We start from the raw sequence: 19,883 nt of genomic DNA, 5'->3' as shown, positions 1-19,883 counted from the left end.
AGTGTCAAAAACGTCAAATCATACTGTAAATAGACAGGAATTAAGTCGTCAGAAGTGGTATTGGTGGCCTCTATTCCCTCTTTACCCATATGGGATTCGAAAAACTGTATTTAAAGAATTAGTGCCTAATCAAATTTGGTCTTTTGAACAATTACAAGGACTCTATTATGTTGCCGTACCAGTTCGTTTGACGGTAATCAAAACATTAAACGGACTTATGTTAATTAACCCCTTGCCTCCTACAGATGAATTACTTGATATTTTGCATTCTCTAGAAGACAAGCATGGTCCTGTTGTTTCGATAGTTCTTCCAACAGCTTCAGGCTTAGAGCATAAAATTTCTATGCCAGCTATGGCAAGAGCTTTCCCAAAAGCACTTTTATGGGTTTGTCCTGGTCAATGGAGTTTTCCTTTGGCTATGCCTTTGGCTTTGCTTGGCTTCCCTGTGAACAGGACTAGAAGAATTTTTAATGATGGTTTACCTGAATCACAATCTTGCGAATGGATTTCTTTAGGACCTTTGGATATTGGTCTTGGAAGATTCCAAGAAATCTCCTGCTTTCATAAACCTACTGGATCGTTAATAGTTACTGATGCCTTGATTGGGATCCAGGATAAGCCCCCAGAATTATTTGATTACGACCCTACTCCAATTTTATTTCATGCTCGAGATTCTGGAGATCAGCCTCTAGTAGATACTCCTTTGCTTAGGAAAAAAGGATGGGCAAGGTTGGTTCTCTTCTCTTCATTTTTGAAGCCAGACAAACTTTCTATCCCACCGGTTGGAATAATCTTGAAGAATTCTTTTAGACCTGGTTTACGTAATTTAAAGGCTCATTTTGGCATCTATCCATTTGTCTGGGCTAAAGATTGGGAGACTTCAACTGCCAAATTAATAGGAAAAAACAGACCTCTTTTGCAAATTGCCCCTGTATTGGAAAGGCTTGTTTTCCCAAGAGCAAAAGATGAGTTTTTAAGATGGTTAGATACTCTTAGTAAACTTAAGGGAATGAGAAGGGTTATACCAGCTCATTTCTCAGCCCCAATAGATTTTAATTCTAGGATTTGTCGGGACTTTAGGAGAAAAATAAGTCTTTCTAATTGGGCTAAGTCAGATGGAAATTGGATTTTCCTTGATTCAGTTGATAAAAGTCTTCTAAAGAAAGGTGTTGTACCTCAGGATCCTTTAAGAGCTTTTAGAGATTAAGGTCATCTGTGTCTACTGCCATTTCTTGATCAGATATAAGCGATTCTTCAAGTTCTTTACGTTGCTCCATTTGTCTTAGGAAGTAGCCGGTCATCATGGCTGATGCTAAAAGATTAGCCAATTGATCCCTTGATGAGGTTACTTTTACTTCAAATTGCTCTCCAGGGAGCATGCCAAGAAGCCCCTGAACATTATGGCGGATTATGTCTTGAATATCTGTGCTTGCAGATTTGGCTACCCTTTGAAGAACATCTGGTGATTGGTCTTGAAGGTACTCAATAAGAGCATTACCTTCATGTCCATCATTGCTATCTGTAGTAAGAAACTCAGGATTGAACATTCCTTCAGCTCTCTATCTCAACATTGACCTTATCGCATTGTGGCATTAACTAACTACATTTGTTGAGGGAGAGAACCGAATAGATCCAATATTGTTAATAGGCCAATACCTTACAAGCGCAGTTCCAATTAGGTTTTCTTCTGGCAATTCACCCCAAAGATGTGAGTCAAGACTGTTGTTTCTGTTGTCTCCTAAAACCCAAAAGGAATGTGGTGGAACAATTATTTTTTTCATTTCATAACCTATAGGCTCAGATAACCATGTTTCTTTAACTGTCTCTCCATTCCTAATTAATTTTCCAGAATTAACCTCTATTTTATCTCCTGGAATTCCAACAATTCTTTTAATTAAGGCTGCATTGCTCTCGTAGCCTGCATCAATAAGTTGTTGAGGAGGATTGAAAACTACAATTGCGTTACGCATAGCTGATGGATTTTTAAACTTTTTGATCTTTGGACTTAGTTTTTCGACCAAAATACGATCTTGAATATTCAATGTGGGCAACATTGAACCAGACGGAATCCATCGTGGTTCAATTACTTGCCATCTCAGAAATATGGCGATCAAAATCCAGATAATTATCCCTGTCCAGCTATTTTTTTTCTGGTTAGGTTTTTTTTCCCTTGGAGAAGTCATTTAAAAATTTTTTTAGTTGTTTCATATTTGGAGTTTTTATCCGAGGATTGGATCAGCTACTCCATTTTCACTGTCTTTAGCACGCACCAACCTTTTCATAGCAATAAAGCTACTAAACGCTTTCCAAAGTTATGGGATGGAAAATCTAGTTCTTTGTTCTGGAAGTAGATCTGGACCATTGGCAATAGCTGCTGGAGGCTTGGCCGAGTCATTTGACCTGAAGCTTTATACAGCTGTTGATGAAAGATCTGCAAGTTTTATGGCTCTTGGCCTTAGTGCTGCAACTGGCAAGGGGGTAATTGTGATAACAACTTCAGGAAGTGCAGTTGGAAACCTTTTGCCTGCAGCTATCGAAGCAGATAGGTCCTGTCATCCGATTATTTTTATTACTGCAGATAGGCCTGAGCGATTAAAGAATTGCGGCGCCAATCAAAGTGTAAATCAAGAAGAGTTTCTTTTGGCTGTTTCTAGATCTGTTAAATCAGGCCCAACTCTTGGTATACATAAATTTACTTCTCAAACACTTAATGAACTTACTTCTAATGTTTGGGCCTTAGCTCATGATTTCCCTGGACCAGTTCACTTAAATCTTCCAATAGAAGAACCATTACTGGCTTCATTTGAAGACCAGAAGTCAGTATGGGATGGTTGGGTGCCTGATTCATTTAATTACACTCAATGTTCTATAACTGCCAGCAAATTAAAAGAACCACAAATTAATTCCAACTTTCCTCAGCTAGACCCTTATAAACCTGGAATCTTAATAATTGGTCCTTGGAGAGGAGCTCTTAAAGACTTAAATGATTTCCAAGAAACCGTTAAACTCTGGTCAGAATTAACTGGGTGGCCAGTATTTGCTGACCCACTTTCACTAGCAGCACTCAACTCTGATAGCTGTATTAAATATTGGGAGCATATTCTCTCTTCTGGGATCTCAATTCAAGAGAAAAATTTACAGATTCTTCGTTTAGGTCCTATGCCTTCAAGTCGAATACTTGAGAATTGGTTAAAGAATATTTCTTCATTGCAGGTTCTTATAACAGAAGGGGATACAAGACCTCTTGATCCTCTTAAGATTGCTTTTCAATATTCGAGAGGTTTTGTTAGCTGGTATAAGGAATTACTAAGGATTAATAAATTTAAAACGAAGATGCAGAGCAAACTTCTTACATCTTCGTTAAAAGCAATCAATAAGGATGATCAGATTATAGCGAATTGGTTAGGTGAAGAGTTCTTATTAGATGATGACATTACTGAACCATCATTGGCATATTGGTTGCCAAAATTATTACCTGAGGAAATTCCAATAATGCTTTCTGCTAGTAGTCCAATTAGAGATTGGATAACCTTCTCTGGTTGTGGTGGCTATGGTCCTAGATTTTTCTATGGTTTTAGAGGGGCTTCAGGAATTGATGGTACTTTATCTTTAGCTATGGGGCTTTCATTCGCTAAAGGTAGAATGATATTAATTACAGGAGATCTTGCATTGCTCCATGATATTAATGGTTGGTTATTCTCGCAAATCAAACCTTTGTCGTTAATTATAATATTGATTGATAACTGTGGTGGCGGCATATTTAAACAAATTCATAATAATCAAATTTATAAAGGTGATTTTAATGAGTTATTTATTATGCCTCAGCATGTAAATCATCTTGAACTTGCTTCAGCCTATAAAATTACATCAAGGCAGGTCAAGAATTTTAACGAATTAAAATTGGCTTTGGATTGGAGTTTAAATCTATCTGAGCCGGTCTTACTCAGAGTCACTACAAACTCATCAAGTGATAGCTCTTTAAGGAAAGATATATCCTATAGGCTGAAGGAATATGTAAATGAGTCTAAGAAAAACTCTACCTAATTATTTTCATCACAATGACTAAAAAAAATGGGTCTGATTATATGCCTAGACAAGTTTTGCCTGGCATTAGTTCAGTTGATTGGCAACCATGTGGCAACTTTACGGATATTTTTCTTGATAAAAGCAAAAATGGAATAGCTCGAATTGCAATTAATAGACCTTCTAAACGAAATGCTTTTCGACCACAAACTGTTTTGGAACTTTGTACTGCATTTGCCAATGTTCGTGATGATAAGAATATTGGAGTTGTTTTATTTACGGGAGTAGGACCCGCTGCAGATGGAGGTTATGCTTTTTGTTCCGGAGGGGACCAGGGTGTTCGAGGTGATGGAGGATATATGGATGAAGAAGGGGTGCCTCGATTAAATGTTCTAGATCTTCAAAGAATTATTAGAAGCATGCCCAAAGTAGTAATTGCTCTCGTTGCTGGCTATGCAATTGGGGGGGGGCAAGTGCTTCATCTTTTATGCGATTTAAGCTTGGCTTCTGATAACGCAATTTTTGGCCAGACCGGACCAAAAGTAGGAAGCTTTGACGGTGGTTTTGGTGCAGGTTATTTAACTAGAGTGGTAGGACAAAGAAAGGCACGTGAAATATGGTTTTTGTGTCGTAGATATAGCTCTGAAGAGGCATTAAGGATGGGACTCATTAATGCAATTGTTCCACTTCATGAGCTTGAAGCTGAAGGTGTTAAATGGGCAAAGGAAATACTAAAAAACAGTCCCACCGCAATTAGATGCTTGAAAGCAGCTTTCAATGCGGAGACAGATGGATTGGCAGGTATTCAAGAACTTGCTGGGCATGCAACTCACATGTTTTATAGGACAGAAGAATCTAAAGAAGGGCGCAATGCTTTCTTGGAGAAAAGGTCACCTGACTATTCAGAATTTGATTGGTTGCCTTAAAGGCTTATTATTTCGTGGTGGCTTATTCAAGTTATAAAGAATTTTAATGCGCGTTCTTTTCGCTGCTGCCGAATGCGCCCCGATGGTTAAGGTCGGCGGCATGGGAGATGTTGTCTCTTCTTTGCCACCAGCACTGGCAAAACTTGGCCATGATGTTCGATTGATTATCCCAGGCTATGGGAAGCTATGGAGCTTATTAGATATACCAAGCGAACCAATATTTCGAGCGCAAGCAATGGGCTCAGATTTTGCAGTTTATGAAACTAGACATCCTATTTCTTCACTCCCTTTATATCTTGTAGGTCATCCTGCTTTTGACCCAGAGAGAATTTATGGTGGAGATGACGAAGATTGGAGATTTACTTTCTTTGCAAGTGCCACTGCAGAATTTGCCTGGAATTCATGGAAACCTCAAGTTCTTCATTGTCATGATTGGCATACAGGCATGATCCCTGTGTGGATGCATCAAGACCCCGAGATAAGCACTGTATTTACGATACATAACCTTAAATATCAAGGTCCCTGGCGCTGGAAGTTGGAGAGAATGACTTGGTGCCCTTGGTATATGCAAGGAGACCACACAATGGCTGTCGCCATGCTTTATGCAGATAGAGTTAATGCAGTTTCTCCTACCTACGCAAAAGAAATTTGTACTTCAGAATATGGAGAGAAATTAGACGGTTTACTTAATTATATTTCTGGCAAATTAAGAGGCATTCTTAATGGAATTGATCTAGATGATTGGAACCCTGAAACTGATAAAGCTTTACCGGCTAATTTCAGCGCTTCGAATATTTTAGGTCGAAGGAAAAATAAAGCTGCCCTTCAATCCCAAATGGGACTTGATGTTAAACCGAATAGTTACTTGCTTGGTATGGTTGGCAGGCTTGTTGACCAGAAAGGTGTTGACTTACTTCTTCAGGTTGCCAGGAGATTACTTGCTTACACCGACTCACAGATAGTTGTTCTGGGGACTGGAGAATCCGCTTTGGAATCAGCCCTTTGGCAGCTTGCTACTGAATATCCAGGCCGATTCGCAGTTTTCTTAACATACGATGACTATCTGTCACGCCTGATTTATGCAGGGACAGATGCTTTCCTTATGCCCAGTAGGTTTGAGCCTTGTGGCATAAGTCAACTGTTGGCAATGCGGTATGGGTCGATTCCTGTAGTGAGAAATGTAGGTGGGTTAGTAGACACAGTTTCACCTCATGACCCTAGTAAACAGACTGGAACAGGGTTTTGCTTTGATCGGTTTGAGCCAATAGATTTTTATACTGCCTTAGTTAGATCTTGGGAGGCATATCGGCATCGTAGAAGTTGGCGTAGATTACAAATTAGAGCTATGACCCAAACTTACAGCTGGGACAGATCTGCTTATGAATATGAAAACATGTACAAAGATGTATGTGGTGTCAAGGAACCTTCCCCCGATGCAGAGGAGGTTGAGAAGTTTTCAGTAGGCCAAGATGCCGATCCTTCTCTAAAAAAAGCTGTAGTAAGTGATAGTGAGAAATAAATTTGTAAAACATCTCAGTTATCTAAGAACTTAGATAGCACTTATGGGAATTCAATTAAGTGAATTAATTAACCTTTGGGGTTATCCAGCAGAAGGGAAACTTTCTAACAATATTTTGGGACCTGTTTTTACTGATAGCCGTCAGGTACTGCCGGGTGGTTTTTTTGTCCCATTAAGAGGCCAGAACTTTGATGGTCATCAGTTCCTTAAAGAAGCATGCGATCGAGGAGCAAAAGCTGCGGTTGTTTCGAAGGATTCTACTGTTCAGATACCAGAGAATCTTATTTGTTGGAGAGTAGATGACACATTGCAGGCTTATCAACAATTAGCTTTATTACATAGACAAAGGCTTAGCATACCTGTTGTTGCTGTTACGGGTTCGGTTGGAAAGACTACTACACGAGAGTTAATAACTGCTTGCCTAACAACTCTTGGAGCTATTACCTCTACATCAGATAACAACAATAATGACATTGGAGTCCCACAAACTATTCTTCAGGCTGATTTCTCAGATGCCGCTCTCATACTAGAGATGGCAATGAGGGGATTAGGAGAAATACGCCGTCTTTCTTGTTGCTCAAATCCGGATATCGCTGTGATTACAAACATAGGAAATGCACATATTGGTCGCCTTGGTAGCCGTAAGAATATAGCTATTGCTAAGTGTGAAATAACTACATGCCTGAATCCTTCTGGAACAGTCATAATACCAGCAGGAGACCCATTGCTAGATAGTATACTTTCCGAAAAATGGCCAGGTAGGATAATACGAGTCGGCCTAATGCCCTTAGGCGAAGAACATACTTCTGCGTCTTATATAAAGAAAAATGCAGTTGACTTATTAGGAGTCTTAGATCTGAACAACAATTCACTCTCAGTTGACAAAGAAGCCCTCACCTTGCCTTTGGAAGGCATGCACAATGCGGTTAATTTTATGTTGGCAATAGCAGTTGCGTTAGAGCTAGGCATCTCTCTATCAAATATGAATAATCTCCATGTAAAGACTCCATGTGGTAGAAATAGTTGTTTTACATATGGCAATTTGACTGTTCTTGATGAGTCATATAACTCATCTCCTGAATCTGTTAAGGCATCTTTAGACCTCTTGGTAACCAAACCAGGTCGTCATTTTGCTGTTTTAGGAACCATGTTCGAATTAGGAGATGAAAGCATTAAATTTCATTCATTAATTATGCAACATGCTGTCGACCTCTCTTTAGATGGGGTTATTGTTGTTTCTGATGGAGAAGAGGCTGAAGCAATGGTAGCTGTTGGTAAACAGTTGCCAAATTTTTCGATTTTCTCTCAGCCTGAAGAGGCTCTACCTTATTTGCAATCAATATTAAAACCTGGTGACAACCTACTTTTAAAAGCGAGCAGAAAGATTGGACTGGAAAAGCTACTACCTTTTTTAGAAAATCTTATTGATTAGTTTCTTCTCGAGTCTTCCAATTCTCTTTGATATTTTGCTTTGACCTTTCAATAGCCAGTGAACCATCTGGAACATTTTTAGTCAGAGTTGACCCTGCACCTACGGTCACTCTGTTGCCTATATTAATTGGAGCAATTAATACGGAATTAGCACCTGTTTTAGTGTGATCTCCTATGACCGTTTCGTTTTTTCTAAATCCGTCAAAGTTTGCTGTTATAGTACCTGCTCCTATGTTCACATGGCATCCCACATGAGAGTCGCCTATATAACTTAGATGATTCACTTTTGTTCCTTGACCAAGCTCACTTTTTTTTATTTCTACAAAATTCCCTATTCGACAATTACTTGATACGTTAGTCTCTGGCCGTAAATGAGCAAATGGCCCTATCTTTACATGGCTAGCAACCTGGCAGTTATTTAATGTCGACTGCATTACGTTTACATTTTCGCCTAGCCTAGAATCTTCAATATATGTGCTTGGCCCTAGTCTACAATTGTTGCCTATAAAGCAATTGCCTCGCAAATGTGTTTGTGGCTCGATTACTATGTCTATTCCAAATTGGGATTCCTCGCTGATAGTGCAACTTTCTGGGTCTATAAAACTAACCCCTTTACTCATCCAGTGATTGCGTAAGCTTTGCTGTATTAAGTTTTCACAGTTAGCCAATTGTGCTCTGTCATTAACTCCGCTGACCTCATCTATATTATCTACTTCAAGGTGTATTGCTGTAGGTAATTGGGATATAGCATCAGTCAAATAAAGCTCACTCTGCTTATTCGTGCTAGATAATTTTGGCAATATATTCTTTAGTAAATCCCATTTAAATAGATATATACCAGCATTTGTCAGCTTGTTACTTTTCTCCTCCCTGCTACAATCAGCATCCTCAACAATCCGATCTACTTCATCTTGGTTATTTGAAAAGACGCGACCATATCCTTTGGGATTTGATAGACGAGCAGATAGAAATGTGACACTAGCTTTTGATGTTTTATGTTTAGCTATCAACTTTTGTAATGTTTCTGCCTTTAATAGTGGAACATCACCGTTAAGTACTAATAAATCACCAATGAAATTATCAAGTACTGGAAGGAGTTGCTGAATAGCGTGCCCTGTCCCTTTTTGAGGCACCTGGTTTATGTATTCAAGATGGGATAATTCTTTTAAATGGTCTTGTACTGCTTCTGCTTGGTGACCAACGATTACTAGAAATCGATCTGGTTTTAAGTCTTCGCAACTCTTTATCACACGCTTTATTAAACTTCTGCCTGCAAGTTGTTGGAGTACCTTTGGGTAGGAACTACGCATTCGAGTTCCTTTCCCAGCCGCTAGTATCGCAATTGCAAACATAATAAATTAGCCTTCGGGAGAAATCTAGTTCTCCTATCGCTATTTTGCATTCTTCCATTTCCTTTTCCAAGAACTTGTACTCTTACAAGTGCTTGATAGCTGATCTTTCATTCTTCGTCTTTTCATCTCTTGTGTAGTTGAATAACCACTGGGATCTCTATAAGGAATTCCTGCTCTTGTATTTAAATGCTCTTCTTCCATGTCGCTAAGGTGAGTGTATATCTTTAATTTTTCTCCTTCCGGTGCCATCTCCTTTCTCTTAATACCTATGGTCCCTGAGCTCCAGTCTTTAGGATTATTGATAGGTAAAAGAGACATGACTATTAGACCTGCATCTTTTAAGGATTTCCTTAATGATGCTGCAGAGCAGTAAGTAATTATCCTCCCATTATTGGCAAGCTTCTTGGTTAACATTTGAAGGAATTCCTGACTCCATAATTGTGGGCATTTTTTTGGAGAGAATGCATCAAGCATAATTATGTCAAAACATATCTCCTCAGGAATTTCCTTTAACTTTTGTCTTGCATCTCCCCAAATAACTTTCCCTTCACTCGAATTGTCCTTCCAATAGCCATTTACTTTTAATGAATTGAGTGCTTTCAATACACTTGCTGACCAAAGGGCTTTAAAATTAATATCGGAAAGAGCAATCTCTAATGGCCTTTTATCGATTTCTAACCCCCACCAGTTGAGTATTGCTTTACCCTTTTGTAGCTTTTCTATTATTAAGGCTGTGTTATACCCGAGGCCTAGGCAAACATCTAATACAGTGACAGTTTCTTTGGGGCTAAAACGATCTAATTCTGCAGGAATGAGAAACTTTTCTCGGCTTTCTTTAAGTGCACCATAATGACTATGAAATGATTCATTGTAGTGATTACTTTTAAGGCTAATGCTCCCATCTAACGTCTTGTAGAAACTAAGTTCATCATAGGGGGGGATGTTATCTATAAAATCAACCTCTTAGTCTCTCTAGATCATTCCAGAATTCTGGATATGAAACAGCTGCGGCATTGCTTCTTTCTATCGTCGAAGTTCCCTTGGCGACTATAGATGCAATGGCGAGACTCATTGCTACTCTATGATCTGTTTCGCTATCTAGATGGTTACCTTTTAAATGGTCGACCCCATGTATGGTTAGCCCATCAGGATGCTCTTCGATGTTTGCTCCCATTCTTAGGAGTTGCCTAGTCATAACTTTTAGCCGATCCGTTTCTTTGACACGAAGTTCGCTTGCTCCTGTGATTTTTGTCGTGCCATCGCAAAAACAAGCTGCCACGGATAGGATAGGAATCTCATCAACAAGACTGGGTACTAAGCTCGAATCGATTTTAAAAGGTTTTAGTTGGTCATTGTGAATTACTTTTATATCCCCTACAGGCTCGCCTGCAACGTCTCTGATATTAATTAATTCAATATTTGCTTCCATTTGTTCCATAACTTTTAATATCCCAGTTCGAGTTGGATTTAACCCTACATTTTCAATAGTCAACTCTGAATTTGGGATTATTGTTCCTGCTATCAACCAGAATGCTGCTGAACTTATATCACCAGGGACCACAATTGATTGACCTAATAGTTTGGATCCTGGCCATACACTTATATGCCGACCTCTTTCTCCACTTACTTCAAGATTGGCGCCAAAGGCCTTTAACATTCTCTCACTATGGTCTCTAGAACTCGTTGGCTCTATTACCTTTGTTGACCCTTCTGCTGTTAGTGCAGCAAGTAATATTGCAGACTTAACTTGGGCACTTGCCACTGGAGTGCCTATTACGGCTCCGTGAAGGTTACGACCAACAATAGATAATGGCGCTAGATCACCATCTGAACGACCATTAATTTCAGCTCCCATCAATTTCAGTGGTTGCCTAACTCTTTGCATTGGTCTTTTATTCAATGATTTGTCACCATTAAGCACAAAATGCCGACCTTTACGACCTACCAATAATCCAAGCAACAGACGCATTGTTGTTCCTGAATTTCCACAATTAAGCACTTCACTAGGCTCTTTTAGTCCATCTAATCCCACCCCTTGAATTGATACGACTTTGTCGCTTTCTATTGAGCTTATTTTTACCCCCATTGCCCTTAGGCAGTTTGCCGTACTTATAGGATCTTCAGCTGGCAGAAGACCTTTAATTATTGTTTCTCCTTCTGCTATTGACCCAAAAAGCAATGCTCGATGAGAAATAGATTTATCGCCAGGTACTTTAAGTTTTCCTATTAACTTGCCCCCAGGCTTGACTTCCCGCAATGATAATTTTTGTTGTTTTGGGATCAATTTGATCAATGGGCTTTATTAATGATGATTTTATTAGGAAGGAATACTTATCTAGGTTAATTTTGATTCCATTTATGAATTTGTGATTTCCTTTCTACTGATGAAGTAATCCATAACGTATCCGAACAATGTAGCGTCGGGATTGTTGCTAGTTATATCAGATAAACCTAGCTCTTTCCATCTTGAATCTACTCGCTTTTGGATTTCTTTGGAATGTTGCAGTTGCTCTCCCCATTGATGATTTATCTCTGCCCCAATTTTAGTTGTTGCATCAATAGCCATTCTTCCTCCAAGACCTATCTTTTCACTGGCGAAATCAAGAGAATCGAAAGGTGTGTTTTCAATTATTAAGAGATCTCTTTGTGGGTCCACCATGCTTGATATTGCCCAGACTACTTGTCGTGGATCTCTTACATTGATACTTGAATCAACTACAACAATAAACTTCGTATAAGTAAATTGTGGGAGAGCACTCCAAAATGCCATTGATGCTCTTTTCGCTTGCCCAGGATATGCTTTGTCAATAGAAATAATAGCTAATTTATAACTTAGTGCTTCCATCGGAAGAAAGAAATCGACGATCTCTGGTACTTGTCTACGTAGAATTGGTGTATAAATTCTATTTAGAGCAATTGCTAGCATGGCTTCCTCTTTGGGTGGCTTCCCGCTAAAGGTTGTATGAAATATTGGATTCTTTCTTTTGGTAATACAGTGAAAGCGAATGAGAGGCGAACTTTCTATGCCTCCGTAAAACCCCATGTGGTCTCCAAAAGGACCGTCTGACATTTCTTCGCCAGGTGTTATTGTTCCTTCTAATACTATTTCTGCACTACTTGGGATCTCAAGATCTAGTGTTTTGCAACGAGTAAGTCTTACTCCTTTACCAGAATAAAGTCCTGCGAATAACCATTCGCTTAATTGAATAGGTATCGGAGTGGCTGCCGCCATAATAATAAGTGGGTGTACTCCTATTGCGATTGCAACTTCTAGTTTTTGACCTAAAGCAGCAGCTTTTCTAAGATGACCAGCTCCTCCTCTAACGCTAAGCCAGTGGACAGTCATTGTGTTACAGGATTGCTTTTGTAGTCGGTAAATACCTACATTTGGTACTTTTGTTTCTGGATCTTTTGTAATTACTAGCCCGAAAGTAATTACGCTACCGGCGTCATTCGGCCATGGTCTAGTCAAAGGTAGTTGATCTAAGTCAACTGCCTCGTTGTTAAGAATTGTCTGATGACATGCAGGAGTCAAATCATAGTCTGGACGAGCTTTAATCAAGTTCCATAGCAATCCTCCTAGCTCGAAGGTTTCCTTGGCATCTCTTGGTGGTTTTGGTTGTTGTAAAAGGGCAAGTTTTTCTCCTATAGCTTCAAGCTCCTCCACTTTTTCTAGCCCCATACTCCAAGCAACTCTGTCGATTGTGCCAAGGACATTTGTGACTACAGGAATTGATGATCCAATGACATTTTCGAAAAGTAATGCAGGACCTCCCATGCTGAGAACACGATCACTTATTGCTGTAAGTTCAAGATCAGGGCTTACAGGTTCATGTATTCTTTTTAATTGACCTTTTTTTTCTAGGAAAGAGAGAAAATCTCTCATGTCTTGGGAACCTGGTCCTTTATTAAAAGGATTCATTTTGGTAAGGACTAGAGGTTGTTATTTAGTTACTCTGACGCAGCTAGCGACTATTTGTAATGATGAAGCTTTTTTATTTTCATGTTGCCAAAGATGTTCCGACTGGATACAACCCTAAGGCGGCTGTTGTAATCGATGTTCTTAGAGCAACAACCACAATTGCTAGCGCCTTAAATAATGGTGCTGAGGCTGTACAAACATTTTCAGATATAGATGAACTGAAGAGTAAATCGTCAGAATGGCCAGCTTCCTCAAGAATTCTATTAGGCGAAAGAGGAGGCGAAAAGATAAATGGATTTGATTTGGGCAATTCTCCAGTTGATGTGACATCTGATGTGGTCCGTGGTAAACGACTTTTTATGATTACTACTAACGGAACACGCGCTTTGTCGCGTTTACAAGATGCAGAAAGTTTATACGCGATGTCATTAATTAATCGCAGTGCTGTCGGAGATAGGTTGTTAGTTGATCATCCAGATGAAGTTTTTATCCTAGGTAGTGGTTGGGAAGGTTCTTATTCATTAGAAGATTCATTGGCAGCAGGATCACTTGTTTCATACTTATTGGAAAAAAAACCAGGATCTATTCAAGTTGTTAATGATGAATTGAACTCAGCAATGGCTCTGTGGCACTTTTGGAAGGATGACCTAGTAGGTTGTTTACGTAAAGCAACTCATGGTAAAAGGCTTGAGGGGCTTGGAAATCATGATGATGATTTTGTTTGTTGTTCAGCGCTCGATAAACTGAGTGTTGTCCCTATTCAGAAAGAACTTGGTGTTCTACGTTCATTCTGAGGATCCAACTATTTGGTTTTAACATTTTGACGGACTTTTTGTCGGCTGCATTGCAATTAACTAGCACCTCAAATGTTGAGGCAAATTTATCTGCTGCAGAGGAGCAAATAGAGATTGCGGCTCGAAGAGGAGCAGATTTAGTTGGTTTGCCAGAGAATTTTGCCTTTATTGGAAATGATGAAGACCGTCTTGAAATGGCATCAGAGTTAGCTGAAAAGAGCAGTCGTTTTTTGGTAACCATGGCGAGGAGATATCAAATTGTTCTTTTAGGAGGTGGATACCCTGTCCCTGCAGAAGATGGCAAGAGGACTCTGAACAGATCTGAGCTTGTTGGTCGGGATGGTCAACTACTTGGTAGATATGACAAGATTCATCTATTTGATGTTGATCTTCCAGATGGGAATAAATACAGGGAATCAGAAACTATTGTTTCTGGTAACCTACTTCCATCAGTTATAGATGTTCCTGGTTTATGCCGAGTAGGTTTATCTATTTGCTATGACGTTAGATTCCCAGAATTGTACAGACACCTTGTTGATAATGGTGCTGAACTATTAATGATTCCAGCAGCATTTACAGCATTTACTGGAAAAGATCATTGGCAAGTATTACTTCAGGCAAGGGCTATAGAGAATACAGCTTATGTCGTAGCACCAGCCCAAACTGGTGAACATTATCGGCGCAGACAAAGTCATGGTCACGCTATGATTATTGATCCTTGGGGAACAGTCCTTGCAGATGCTGGAGTACAGGAAGGAGCTGCTATTGCGCCTGTAGATAATTCAAGAGTTAAAAGTATTCGTGAACAAATGCCTAGTATCAAGCACAGGAAGCAAGAATTATTTAGTTGATGAATCTTCAGTATTCAAAGCCACTTAATTTTCTTGTTTTTACTGGAGTCTTTGTTAGCTCTATTTTCCTTTCGCTTCCATCCAATGCTGCAAGTGCATTGGCAGCATGGCTTATAAGAGATGAAGGTGTTTTGTTATTCCGTACGTCCAAAAACGCCAAGTTAAAAGCTTTTTTTCAATCCTCAAGTAACGGAAGAGGAGAAAGGGTTTGGGTAGATTTTCCAGGAGAATTATTACGACCTAGAACACTCCTAGGAAGTGGACCAATTAAGGAGATAAGACTTGGTAAACCAATGGATGGAATTACGAGGTTCGTTGTTGAATTTAACCCTTATGTTGATCTGAATCCTTATCAATTAAGACTAAAAGGCATCGCTCCTGACAAATGGGAGATGCGATTACCAGGTTTACCTACTAGAGGTCTTAAAAATATTGGCGAGGGAAGCATTCATAGGACTGCTGTTAATGAACCTAGAAAGTATCCTGCAAATTCCTCTTATAAAAATATACATTTTTCCAATCTTCCCACTGTTCCTAAGAATCGTTTTTTAGTGGTCATTGATCCGGGCCATGGCGGACCTGATTCTGGAGCAATAGGGATTGGTGGCCTTAGGGAGTCAGAAGTTGTTTTAGAAGTTTCTCATCATGTTGCAAGTTTTCTTACCAAGAGAGGAGTCAAGGTCGTTTTAACTAGGAAAAGAGATATTGATCTGGATCTTCCACCACGTGTAAACATGGCAAATAGATTAAGAGCAGATGCATTTGTAAGTATTCATGCCAATGCTTCTAGAGGTTTTAAAAAGCATATAAATGGCCTTGAAACATACTATTTTTCTGGATCTAGAGGCTTTAGTCTTGCTAAAAACATTCAGAATGAGATTCTTAAAGCTGCTCCACGGTCACCTGACCGAGGAGTTAGAAAGGGTAGGTTTTTTGTAATTAGACGTACAAATATGCCTGCTGCTTTGGTTGAGATTGGTTTTGTTACTGGAAGAGCAGATTCACAAAGCCTTTCGCAAGCAGATCATCGCAAAAAGGTTGCTTTTGCTATATCCAAAGGCATACTCAATTATCTGAAGGAGGATTAGTGAAACCGCTATTGGGAATTTTTGATAGCGGTGTTGGTGGCCTTACCGTTTTGAAAAATGTCTTGTACCGTCATGGAGATTTATCTGCTGTTTATCTAGCAGATACAGCAAGAATTCCTTATGGAGTTAAGAGTCCGCTAGAAATCCAAACGATTGCTCTTGGGCTTGTGGAATGGTTGAATATGCAAAATATTTCGGTTCTAGCTGTAGCTTGTAATACCACCGATTCTTTGGCTATTAAAATTGTTAAGCAATACTCTTCAGTTCCAGTTGTTGGTCTTATAGATTCTGTTGGAGATCTCGTTTTTGAGTCACGAATTGGCGTATTAGCTACTCCTTCTACTACGGAGTCAAGGGCTTATACCAAAGTTATCATGGCTTCAAATCCTAATGCTTTTGTCATAGAACAAGCTTGCCCAGCATTTGTCCCTCTTATTGAGACTGGTCAAATTAACAGTAATGAATTTCAGATAGTTGCGAAGAACTATCTGAAACCTCTAATTGACTCCAATGTCGAAGCAATAATACTTGGATGTAGTCACTATCCTTTGCTGAAAAGTAGATTGCAGGAATTATTGCCCAAGCACGTGAGATTAATAGATCCCTCTATTGGGTTATCCCAGAAACTAGATGATTTGATTGGATATCAATCTTTTGTTGAGAAATCGATCCCAACCTTTTGTAATGTCCGTTTCTGTGCAACATCTGACTCTGAAGGTTTTGCATCGAGAATATCCCGCTGGTTGGGTATCCACCCTCAAGTTGAATTGGTTTCTGTACGAAAAAACGCGTGCGTCTTCTAATATCTTTATAGCGAGGATTTATATGGCCACTGTAACTGAACTCCTTCAACCTGTTGAAATAGACCTAGAGCATCTGCTCACAGATCTACGTAGCCTGATAGGTGCTGGCCATCCGATTCTTCAGGCTGCAGCGGAACATTTATTTAGTGCGGGTGGTAAACGTATAAGACCCGGGATTGTCCTATTACTCTCTCGCGCTTTGTCAGTCGATGGAGAACTTTCTTCTAGGCACCGCAGATTGGCCGAAATAACAGAAATGATACATACAGCCTCTTTAGTTCATGATGATGTTGTTGATGAAGCTTCAACACGACGTGGAGTACCTACTGTCCACAGCCGGTTTAATCATCGTGTTGCTGTTCTGGCTGGAGATTTCCTATTTGCGCAAGCCAGTTGGCATTTGGCAAATCTAAATAATCTGGATGTTGTCAAATTGCTTAGTAGAGTAATTATGGATCTAGCTGATGGAGAAATCAAACAAGGACTTTATAGATTTGATGCTGGCCAATCCTTCTCTACTTATCTTGAGAAAAGTTATTGTAAAACAGCTTCTTTAATAGCCAATAGCTCTCAGGCTGTTGGTGTATTAAATGATCTACCTAAAGAAAAATTGAATTCTTTATATCATTTTGGGAAACAATTAGGACTAGCCTTTCAGGTTGTTGATGATATTTTAGACTTTACTGGCAATGATAAACAACTAGGGAAACCAGCCGCCAGTGATATGGCAAGTGGGTATATAACTGCGCCCGTTTTTTATGCTATAGAAGAAAACCCATCGCTTGAAGCACTTATTGTTAGGGAATTTTCTTCTCAAGGCGACCTTGAAAATGCATTAGAAATTGTTAGAAATTCTAAAGCAATTGCAAGATCTAGACATTTAGCAGAGAGCTTAGCCAAAGAATCTCATGAGGCACTTAATTGGCTACCTGATTCACCTTCTCAACAAGCTCTATTAGAATTGCCAAATTTTGTTTTAAGTCGACTGTATTAATTTAGACTTTGTTTTTGTTCTGTAATTAGAAGTACTATATTTATTTTGTAGCGAGATTTTAACTTGAGAATATTTAAAAGTTAGACTTAAAACTATTACATAGGATATTTGGAATTCTTTTAATAACCGTATCACTAGCTTTTCTAATAACCCTTGAGTGGCTTGAATGCAAGTAATCAGTCTTTTTTGTTATGTCTTCCGATCCGTCCGAATCAATTGAGTCGGTCCTTAATGAAGAGAGAGTATTTGACCCATCACCTGACGTTGCAGATGAGGCAAGAATAAGCAGTTTGTCTCAGTACAAGATGATGGTAGATCAAGCTAGAGAAGACCCTGAAAAATTTTGGGGGGAAGCTGCTCGTAAGGAGTTGCATTGGTTCGAACCATTTAATCAAGTCCTTGATTGGTCTAATCCACCTTTTGCAAAATGGTTTTCTGGTGGCAAAACAAATATTTCTTTTAATTGCTTAGATCGTCAGATTCAGAATGGTAATGGAGATAAAGAAGCGATTATTTGGGAGGGAGAGCCTGGAGAAATAAGACGCTTTACTTATAAACAACTACATCAAGAGGTTTGTCGAGCCGCAAATGCATTAAAAGATCTTGGTTTAGGGAAAGGAGACTTGGTTGCTCTTTATATGCCAATGGTTCCTGAAGCGGCTATCGCTATGTTGGCTTGTGCTCGTATTGGAGCACCTCACTCAGTTGTTTTTGGTGGATTTTCTTCTGAAGCATTACGTGATCGCTTGATTGATGGTGAAGCTAAAGCTGTCATTACAGCAGATGGGGGATACAGAAAAGACAAGGTTATCGAGCTTAAATCTGCTGTTGATTTGGCCTTAGCTAATAACGCATGCCCAAGTGTTAAATCTGTTTTAGTCGTTCAACGTACGAATGAATCAATAGACATGCAAACGGGAAGAGATCATTGGTGGCATGATCTTGTACCTTCCCAAAGCGATTTTTGCTCTGCGGAACATATGGATAGTGAAGATAGGCTTTTTGTTTTATATACATCAGGATCAACGGGAAAACCTAAAGGAGTTGTTCATACCACAGCTGGCTATAACTTATGGGCTCACCTTACTTTTCAATGGATCTTTGATATACGAGATGATGATATTTATTGGTGTACAGCAGACGTTGGTTGGATAACAGGCCATAGCTATATCGTTTATGGACCACTTTCCAATGGGGCTACAAGTGTTATGTATGAGGGTGTTCCACGTCCTTCAAATCCTGGAGCATTTTGGGAAGTAATAGAAAAACATAAGGTTTCGATCTTTTATACAGCTCCAACTGCTATTAGAGCATTTATGAAGAATGGGCGTTCTCTTCCTGATAAGTACAATATGAATAGTTTGAGGTTGTTAGGAACTGTAGGCGAACCTATTAACCCTGAAGCTTGGATGTGGTATCGCGAAGTTATTGGAGGTAACCGTTGCCCGGTTATAGATACTTGGTGGCAAACGGAAACTGGAGGTGTAATGATAAGTCCTTTGCCTGGAGCCACCCCTACAAAGCCAGGCTCAGCAACTTTTCCATTACCTGGTATCGAAGCAGATGTTGTTAATGCAAATGGTGAGACTGTTCCAACCGGAGAGGGAGGATATTTAGTAATAAGAAAGCCTTGGCCTGGAATGATGAGAACAGTTCACGGAAATGAAAAACGATTTAGAGAAAGTTATTGGGAATATTTAAGACCTACCGGCGGCAATCTCATCTACTTTGCAGGCGATGGAGCGAGAAGGGATTCGGATGGATATTTTTGGGTAATGGGAAGAGTTGATGATGTAATAAATGTTTCTGGGCATAGGCTTGGAACTATGGAAATAGAATCTGCTTTGGTTAGTCACCCAGCTGTTTCTGAAGCTGCTGTTGTTGGAAGGCCGGATGATCTTAAGGGGGAGTCCGTTGTGGCTTTTGTTACTCTTGAGGGTACTTCTTCTGCAAGTGACCATCTCATTAATGACTTGCGGAATCATGTAGGCAATGAAATTGGAGCTATAGCTAAACCTGATGAAATTCGTTTTAGTGACGCCTTACCAAAGACTAGAAGCGGTAAAATTATGAGACGAATACTTAGATCTTTAGCAGCAGGCAATGACATTAGTGGTGATACTAGTACTCTTGAAGACCGAAGTGTTCTAGATAAATTAAGGAACTAAATCTTTATCAAA

The 19,883-nt window shown here is 39.5% G+C and carries 17 protein-coding genes; 11 read left to right on the top strand and 6 right to left on the bottom strand.

The window, feature by feature from the left end; genetic code table 11:
• The first annotated feature begins 1 nt into the window (after position 1).
• A complete protein-coding gene (locus P9211_RS05100) occupies positions 2-1,207 on the top strand; it encodes a DUF4336 domain-containing protein (protein ID WP_012195598.1) in 1,206 nt (401 codons plus the stop codon).
• Here the strand turns inward: P9211_RS05100 and P9211_RS05095 are convergent.
• Both P9211_RS05095 and lepB read right to left on the bottom strand, forming a co-directional pair.
• Positions 1,197-1,547, bottom strand: coding sequence for a DUF760 domain-containing protein (locus P9211_RS05095; RefSeq protein WP_012195597.1), 351 nt, complete (start codon positions 1,545-1,547; stop codon positions 1,197-1,199). The two genes, P9211_RS05100 and P9211_RS05095, sit on opposite strands and share 11 nt — an antisense overlap.
• Before the next feature lie 45 nt (positions 1,548-1,592).
• Positions 1,593-2,183, bottom strand: coding sequence for a signal peptidase I (gene lepB / locus P9211_RS05090; protein WP_012195596.1), 591 nt, complete (start codon positions 2,181-2,183; stop codon positions 1,593-1,595).
• Between the two features lie 46 nt (positions 2,184-2,229).
• On the opposite strand from lepB, the gene menD reads away from it, so the two are divergent.
• Genes menD through P9211_RS05070 form a run of 4 tightly spaced genes read left to right on the top strand, consistent with a single transcriptional unit; the run spans position 2,230 to position 7,900 of the window.
• Entirely contained in the window at positions 2,230-4,044 is a 1,815-nt protein-coding gene (menD, locus tag P9211_RS05085) for a 2-succinyl-5-enolpyruvyl-6-hydroxy-3-cyclohexene-1-carboxylic-acid synthase (protein ID WP_041391539.1), read from the top strand.
• A gap of 14 nt (positions 4,045-4,058) precedes the next feature.
• Positions 4,059-4,949 carry a 1,4-dihydroxy-2-naphthoyl-CoA synthase gene (gene menB, locus P9211_RS05080; RefSeq protein WP_049750866.1) on the top strand — a complete coding sequence of 297 codons (891 nt, stop codon included), beginning with the start codon at positions 4,059-4,061 and terminating at the stop codon, positions 4,947-4,949.
• A 46-nt stretch (positions 4,950-4,995) separates the two neighbouring features.
• Positions 4,996-6,468, top strand: a complete 1,473-nt coding sequence (glgA, locus tag P9211_RS05075) for a glycogen synthase GlgA (RefSeq protein WP_012195593.1) — start codon at positions 4,996-4,998, stop codon at positions 6,466-6,468.
• A 43-nt stretch (positions 6,469-6,511) separates the two neighbouring features.
• Positions 6,512-7,900 carry a UDP-N-acetylmuramoyl-tripeptide--D-alanyl-D-alanine ligase gene (locus tag P9211_RS05070; protein ID WP_012195592.1) on the top strand — a complete coding sequence of 463 codons (1,389 nt, stop codon included), beginning with the start codon at positions 6,512-6,514 and terminating at the stop codon, positions 7,898-7,900.
• Here P9211_RS05070 and glmU read toward each other — a convergent pair.
• The 4 genes from glmU to P9211_RS05050 all read right to left on the bottom strand — a co-directional run bounded on the left by glmU (position 7,890) and on the right by P9211_RS05050 (position 13,173).
• On the bottom strand, positions 7,890-9,251 hold the full coding sequence (gene glmU / locus P9211_RS05065) for a bifunctional UDP-N-acetylglucosamine diphosphorylase/glucosamine-1-phosphate N-acetyltransferase GlmU (RefSeq protein WP_012195591.1): 1,362 nt from the start codon (positions 9,249-9,251) through the stop codon (positions 7,890-7,892). The two genes, P9211_RS05070 and glmU, sit on opposite strands and share 11 nt — an antisense overlap.
• 39 nt (positions 9,252-9,290) lie before the next feature.
• Positions 9,291-9,854 (bottom strand): MnmC family methyltransferase, encoded by a 564-nt coding sequence (locus P9211_RS09860; protein ID WP_012195590.1) that lies wholly within the window; start codon positions 9,852-9,854, stop codon positions 9,291-9,293.
• Between the two features lie 352 nt (positions 9,855-10,206).
• Positions 10,207-11,544 (bottom strand): 3-phosphoshikimate 1-carboxyvinyltransferase, encoded by a 1,338-nt coding sequence (gene aroA / locus P9211_RS05055; RefSeq protein WP_012195589.1) that lies wholly within the window; start codon positions 11,542-11,544, stop codon positions 10,207-10,209.
• Positions 11,545-11,607: 63 nt separating this feature from the next.
• On the bottom strand, positions 11,608-13,173 hold the full coding sequence (locus P9211_RS05050; RefSeq protein WP_041391131.1) for a UbiD family decarboxylase: 1,566 nt from the start codon (positions 13,171-13,173) through the stop codon (positions 11,608-11,610).
• Positions 13,174-13,235: 62 nt separating this feature from the next.
• Between P9211_RS05050 and P9211_RS05045 the strand changes: the two genes are divergently transcribed.
• The 6 genes from P9211_RS05045 (at position 13,236) to acs (ending at position 19,871) form a co-directional block, all read left to right on the top strand.
• Positions 13,236-13,967 carry a 2-phosphosulfolactate phosphatase family protein gene (locus P9211_RS05045; protein WP_041391130.1) on the top strand — a complete coding sequence of 244 codons (732 nt, stop codon included), beginning with the start codon at positions 13,236-13,238 and terminating at the stop codon, positions 13,965-13,967.
• A gap of 26 nt (positions 13,968-13,993) precedes the next feature.
• Complete coding sequence (locus tag P9211_RS05040) at positions 13,994-14,818, top strand: carbon-nitrogen hydrolase family protein (RefSeq protein WP_012195586.1); 825 nt, start codon at positions 13,994-13,996, stop codon at positions 14,816-14,818.
• On the top strand, positions 14,818-15,906 hold the full coding sequence (locus tag P9211_RS05035) for an N-acetylmuramoyl-L-alanine amidase (protein WP_012195585.1): 1,089 nt from the start codon (positions 14,818-14,820) through the stop codon (positions 15,904-15,906). Before P9211_RS05040 ends, P9211_RS05035 begins: the two co-directional genes overlap by 1 nt.
• The gene (gene murI / locus P9211_RS05030) at positions 15,906-16,709 is read left to right on the top strand and encodes a glutamate racemase (protein ID WP_012195584.1); all 804 of its coding nucleotides are present in this window, start codon (positions 15,906-15,908) and stop codon (positions 16,707-16,709) included. Before P9211_RS05035 ends, murI begins: the two co-directional genes overlap by 1 nt.
• A gap of 22 nt (positions 16,710-16,731) precedes the next feature.
• Positions 16,732-17,703 (top strand): solanesyl diphosphate synthase, encoded by a 972-nt coding sequence (gene sds, locus P9211_RS05025; RefSeq protein ID WP_012195583.1) that lies wholly within the window; start codon positions 16,732-16,734, stop codon positions 17,701-17,703.
• Positions 17,704-17,894: 191 nt separating this feature from the next.
• Positions 17,895-19,871: an acetate--CoA ligase gene (acs, locus tag P9211_RS05020; protein ID WP_012195582.1), complete on the top strand. Its 1,977-nt coding sequence runs from the start codon at positions 17,895-17,897 to the stop codon at positions 19,869-19,871.
• Positions 19,872-19,883 lie beyond the last annotated feature (12 nt).

The organism is Prochlorococcus marinus str. MIT 9211, assembly GCF_000018585.1.
GTDB classification, from domain to species: Bacteria; Cyanobacteriota; Cyanobacteriia; order PCC-6307; family Cyanobiaceae; genus Prochlorococcus_D; species Prochlorococcus_D marinus_B.
The sequence above is the reverse complement of the archived record's forward strand: the minus strand, read 5'-3'. Positions and strand labels throughout refer to the sequence as shown.

What these genes read in the sequence shown, in the direction of transcription:
- P9211_RS05095 (WP_012195597.1), bottom strand. Translation starts at nt 1,547, where the DNA reads ATGTTCAATCCTGAGTTTCTTACTACAGATAGCAATGATGGACATGAA.
- lepB (WP_012195596.1), bottom strand. Translation starts at nt 2,183, where the DNA reads ATGACTTCTCCAAGGGAAAAAAAACCTAACCAGAAAAAAAATAGCTGG.
- menB (WP_049750866.1), top strand. Translation starts at nt 4,059, where the DNA reads ATGACTAAAAAAAATGGGTCTGATTATATGCCTAGACAAGTTTTGCCT.
- glgA (WP_012195593.1), top strand. Translation starts at nt 4,996, where the DNA reads ATGCGCGTTCTTTTCGCTGCTGCCGAATGCGCCCCGATGGTTAAGGTC.
- P9211_RS05070 (WP_012195592.1), top strand. Translation starts at nt 6,512, where the DNA reads ATGGGAATTCAATTAAGTGAATTAATTAACCTTTGGGGTTATCCAGCA.
- glmU (WP_012195591.1), bottom strand. Translation starts at nt 9,251, where the DNA reads ATGTTTGCAATTGCGATACTAGCGGCTGGGAAAGGAACTCGAATGCGT.
- P9211_RS05050 (WP_041391131.1), bottom strand. Translation starts at nt 13,173, where the DNA reads ATGAATCCTTTTAATAAAGGACCAGGTTCCCAAGACATGAGAGATTTT.
- P9211_RS05045 (WP_041391130.1), top strand. Translation starts at nt 13,236, where the DNA reads ATGAAGCTTTTTTATTTTCATGTTGCCAAAGATGTTCCGACTGGATAC.
- P9211_RS05035 (WP_012195585.1), top strand. Translation starts at nt 14,818, where the DNA reads ATGAATCTTCAGTATTCAAAGCCACTTAATTTTCTTGTTTTTACTGGA.
- sds (WP_012195583.1), top strand. Translation starts at nt 16,732, where the DNA reads ATGGCCACTGTAACTGAACTCCTTCAACCTGTTGAAATAGACCTAGAG.
- acs (WP_012195582.1), top strand. Translation starts at nt 17,895, where the DNA reads ATGTCTTCCGATCCGTCCGAATCAATTGAGTCGGTCCTTAATGAAGAG.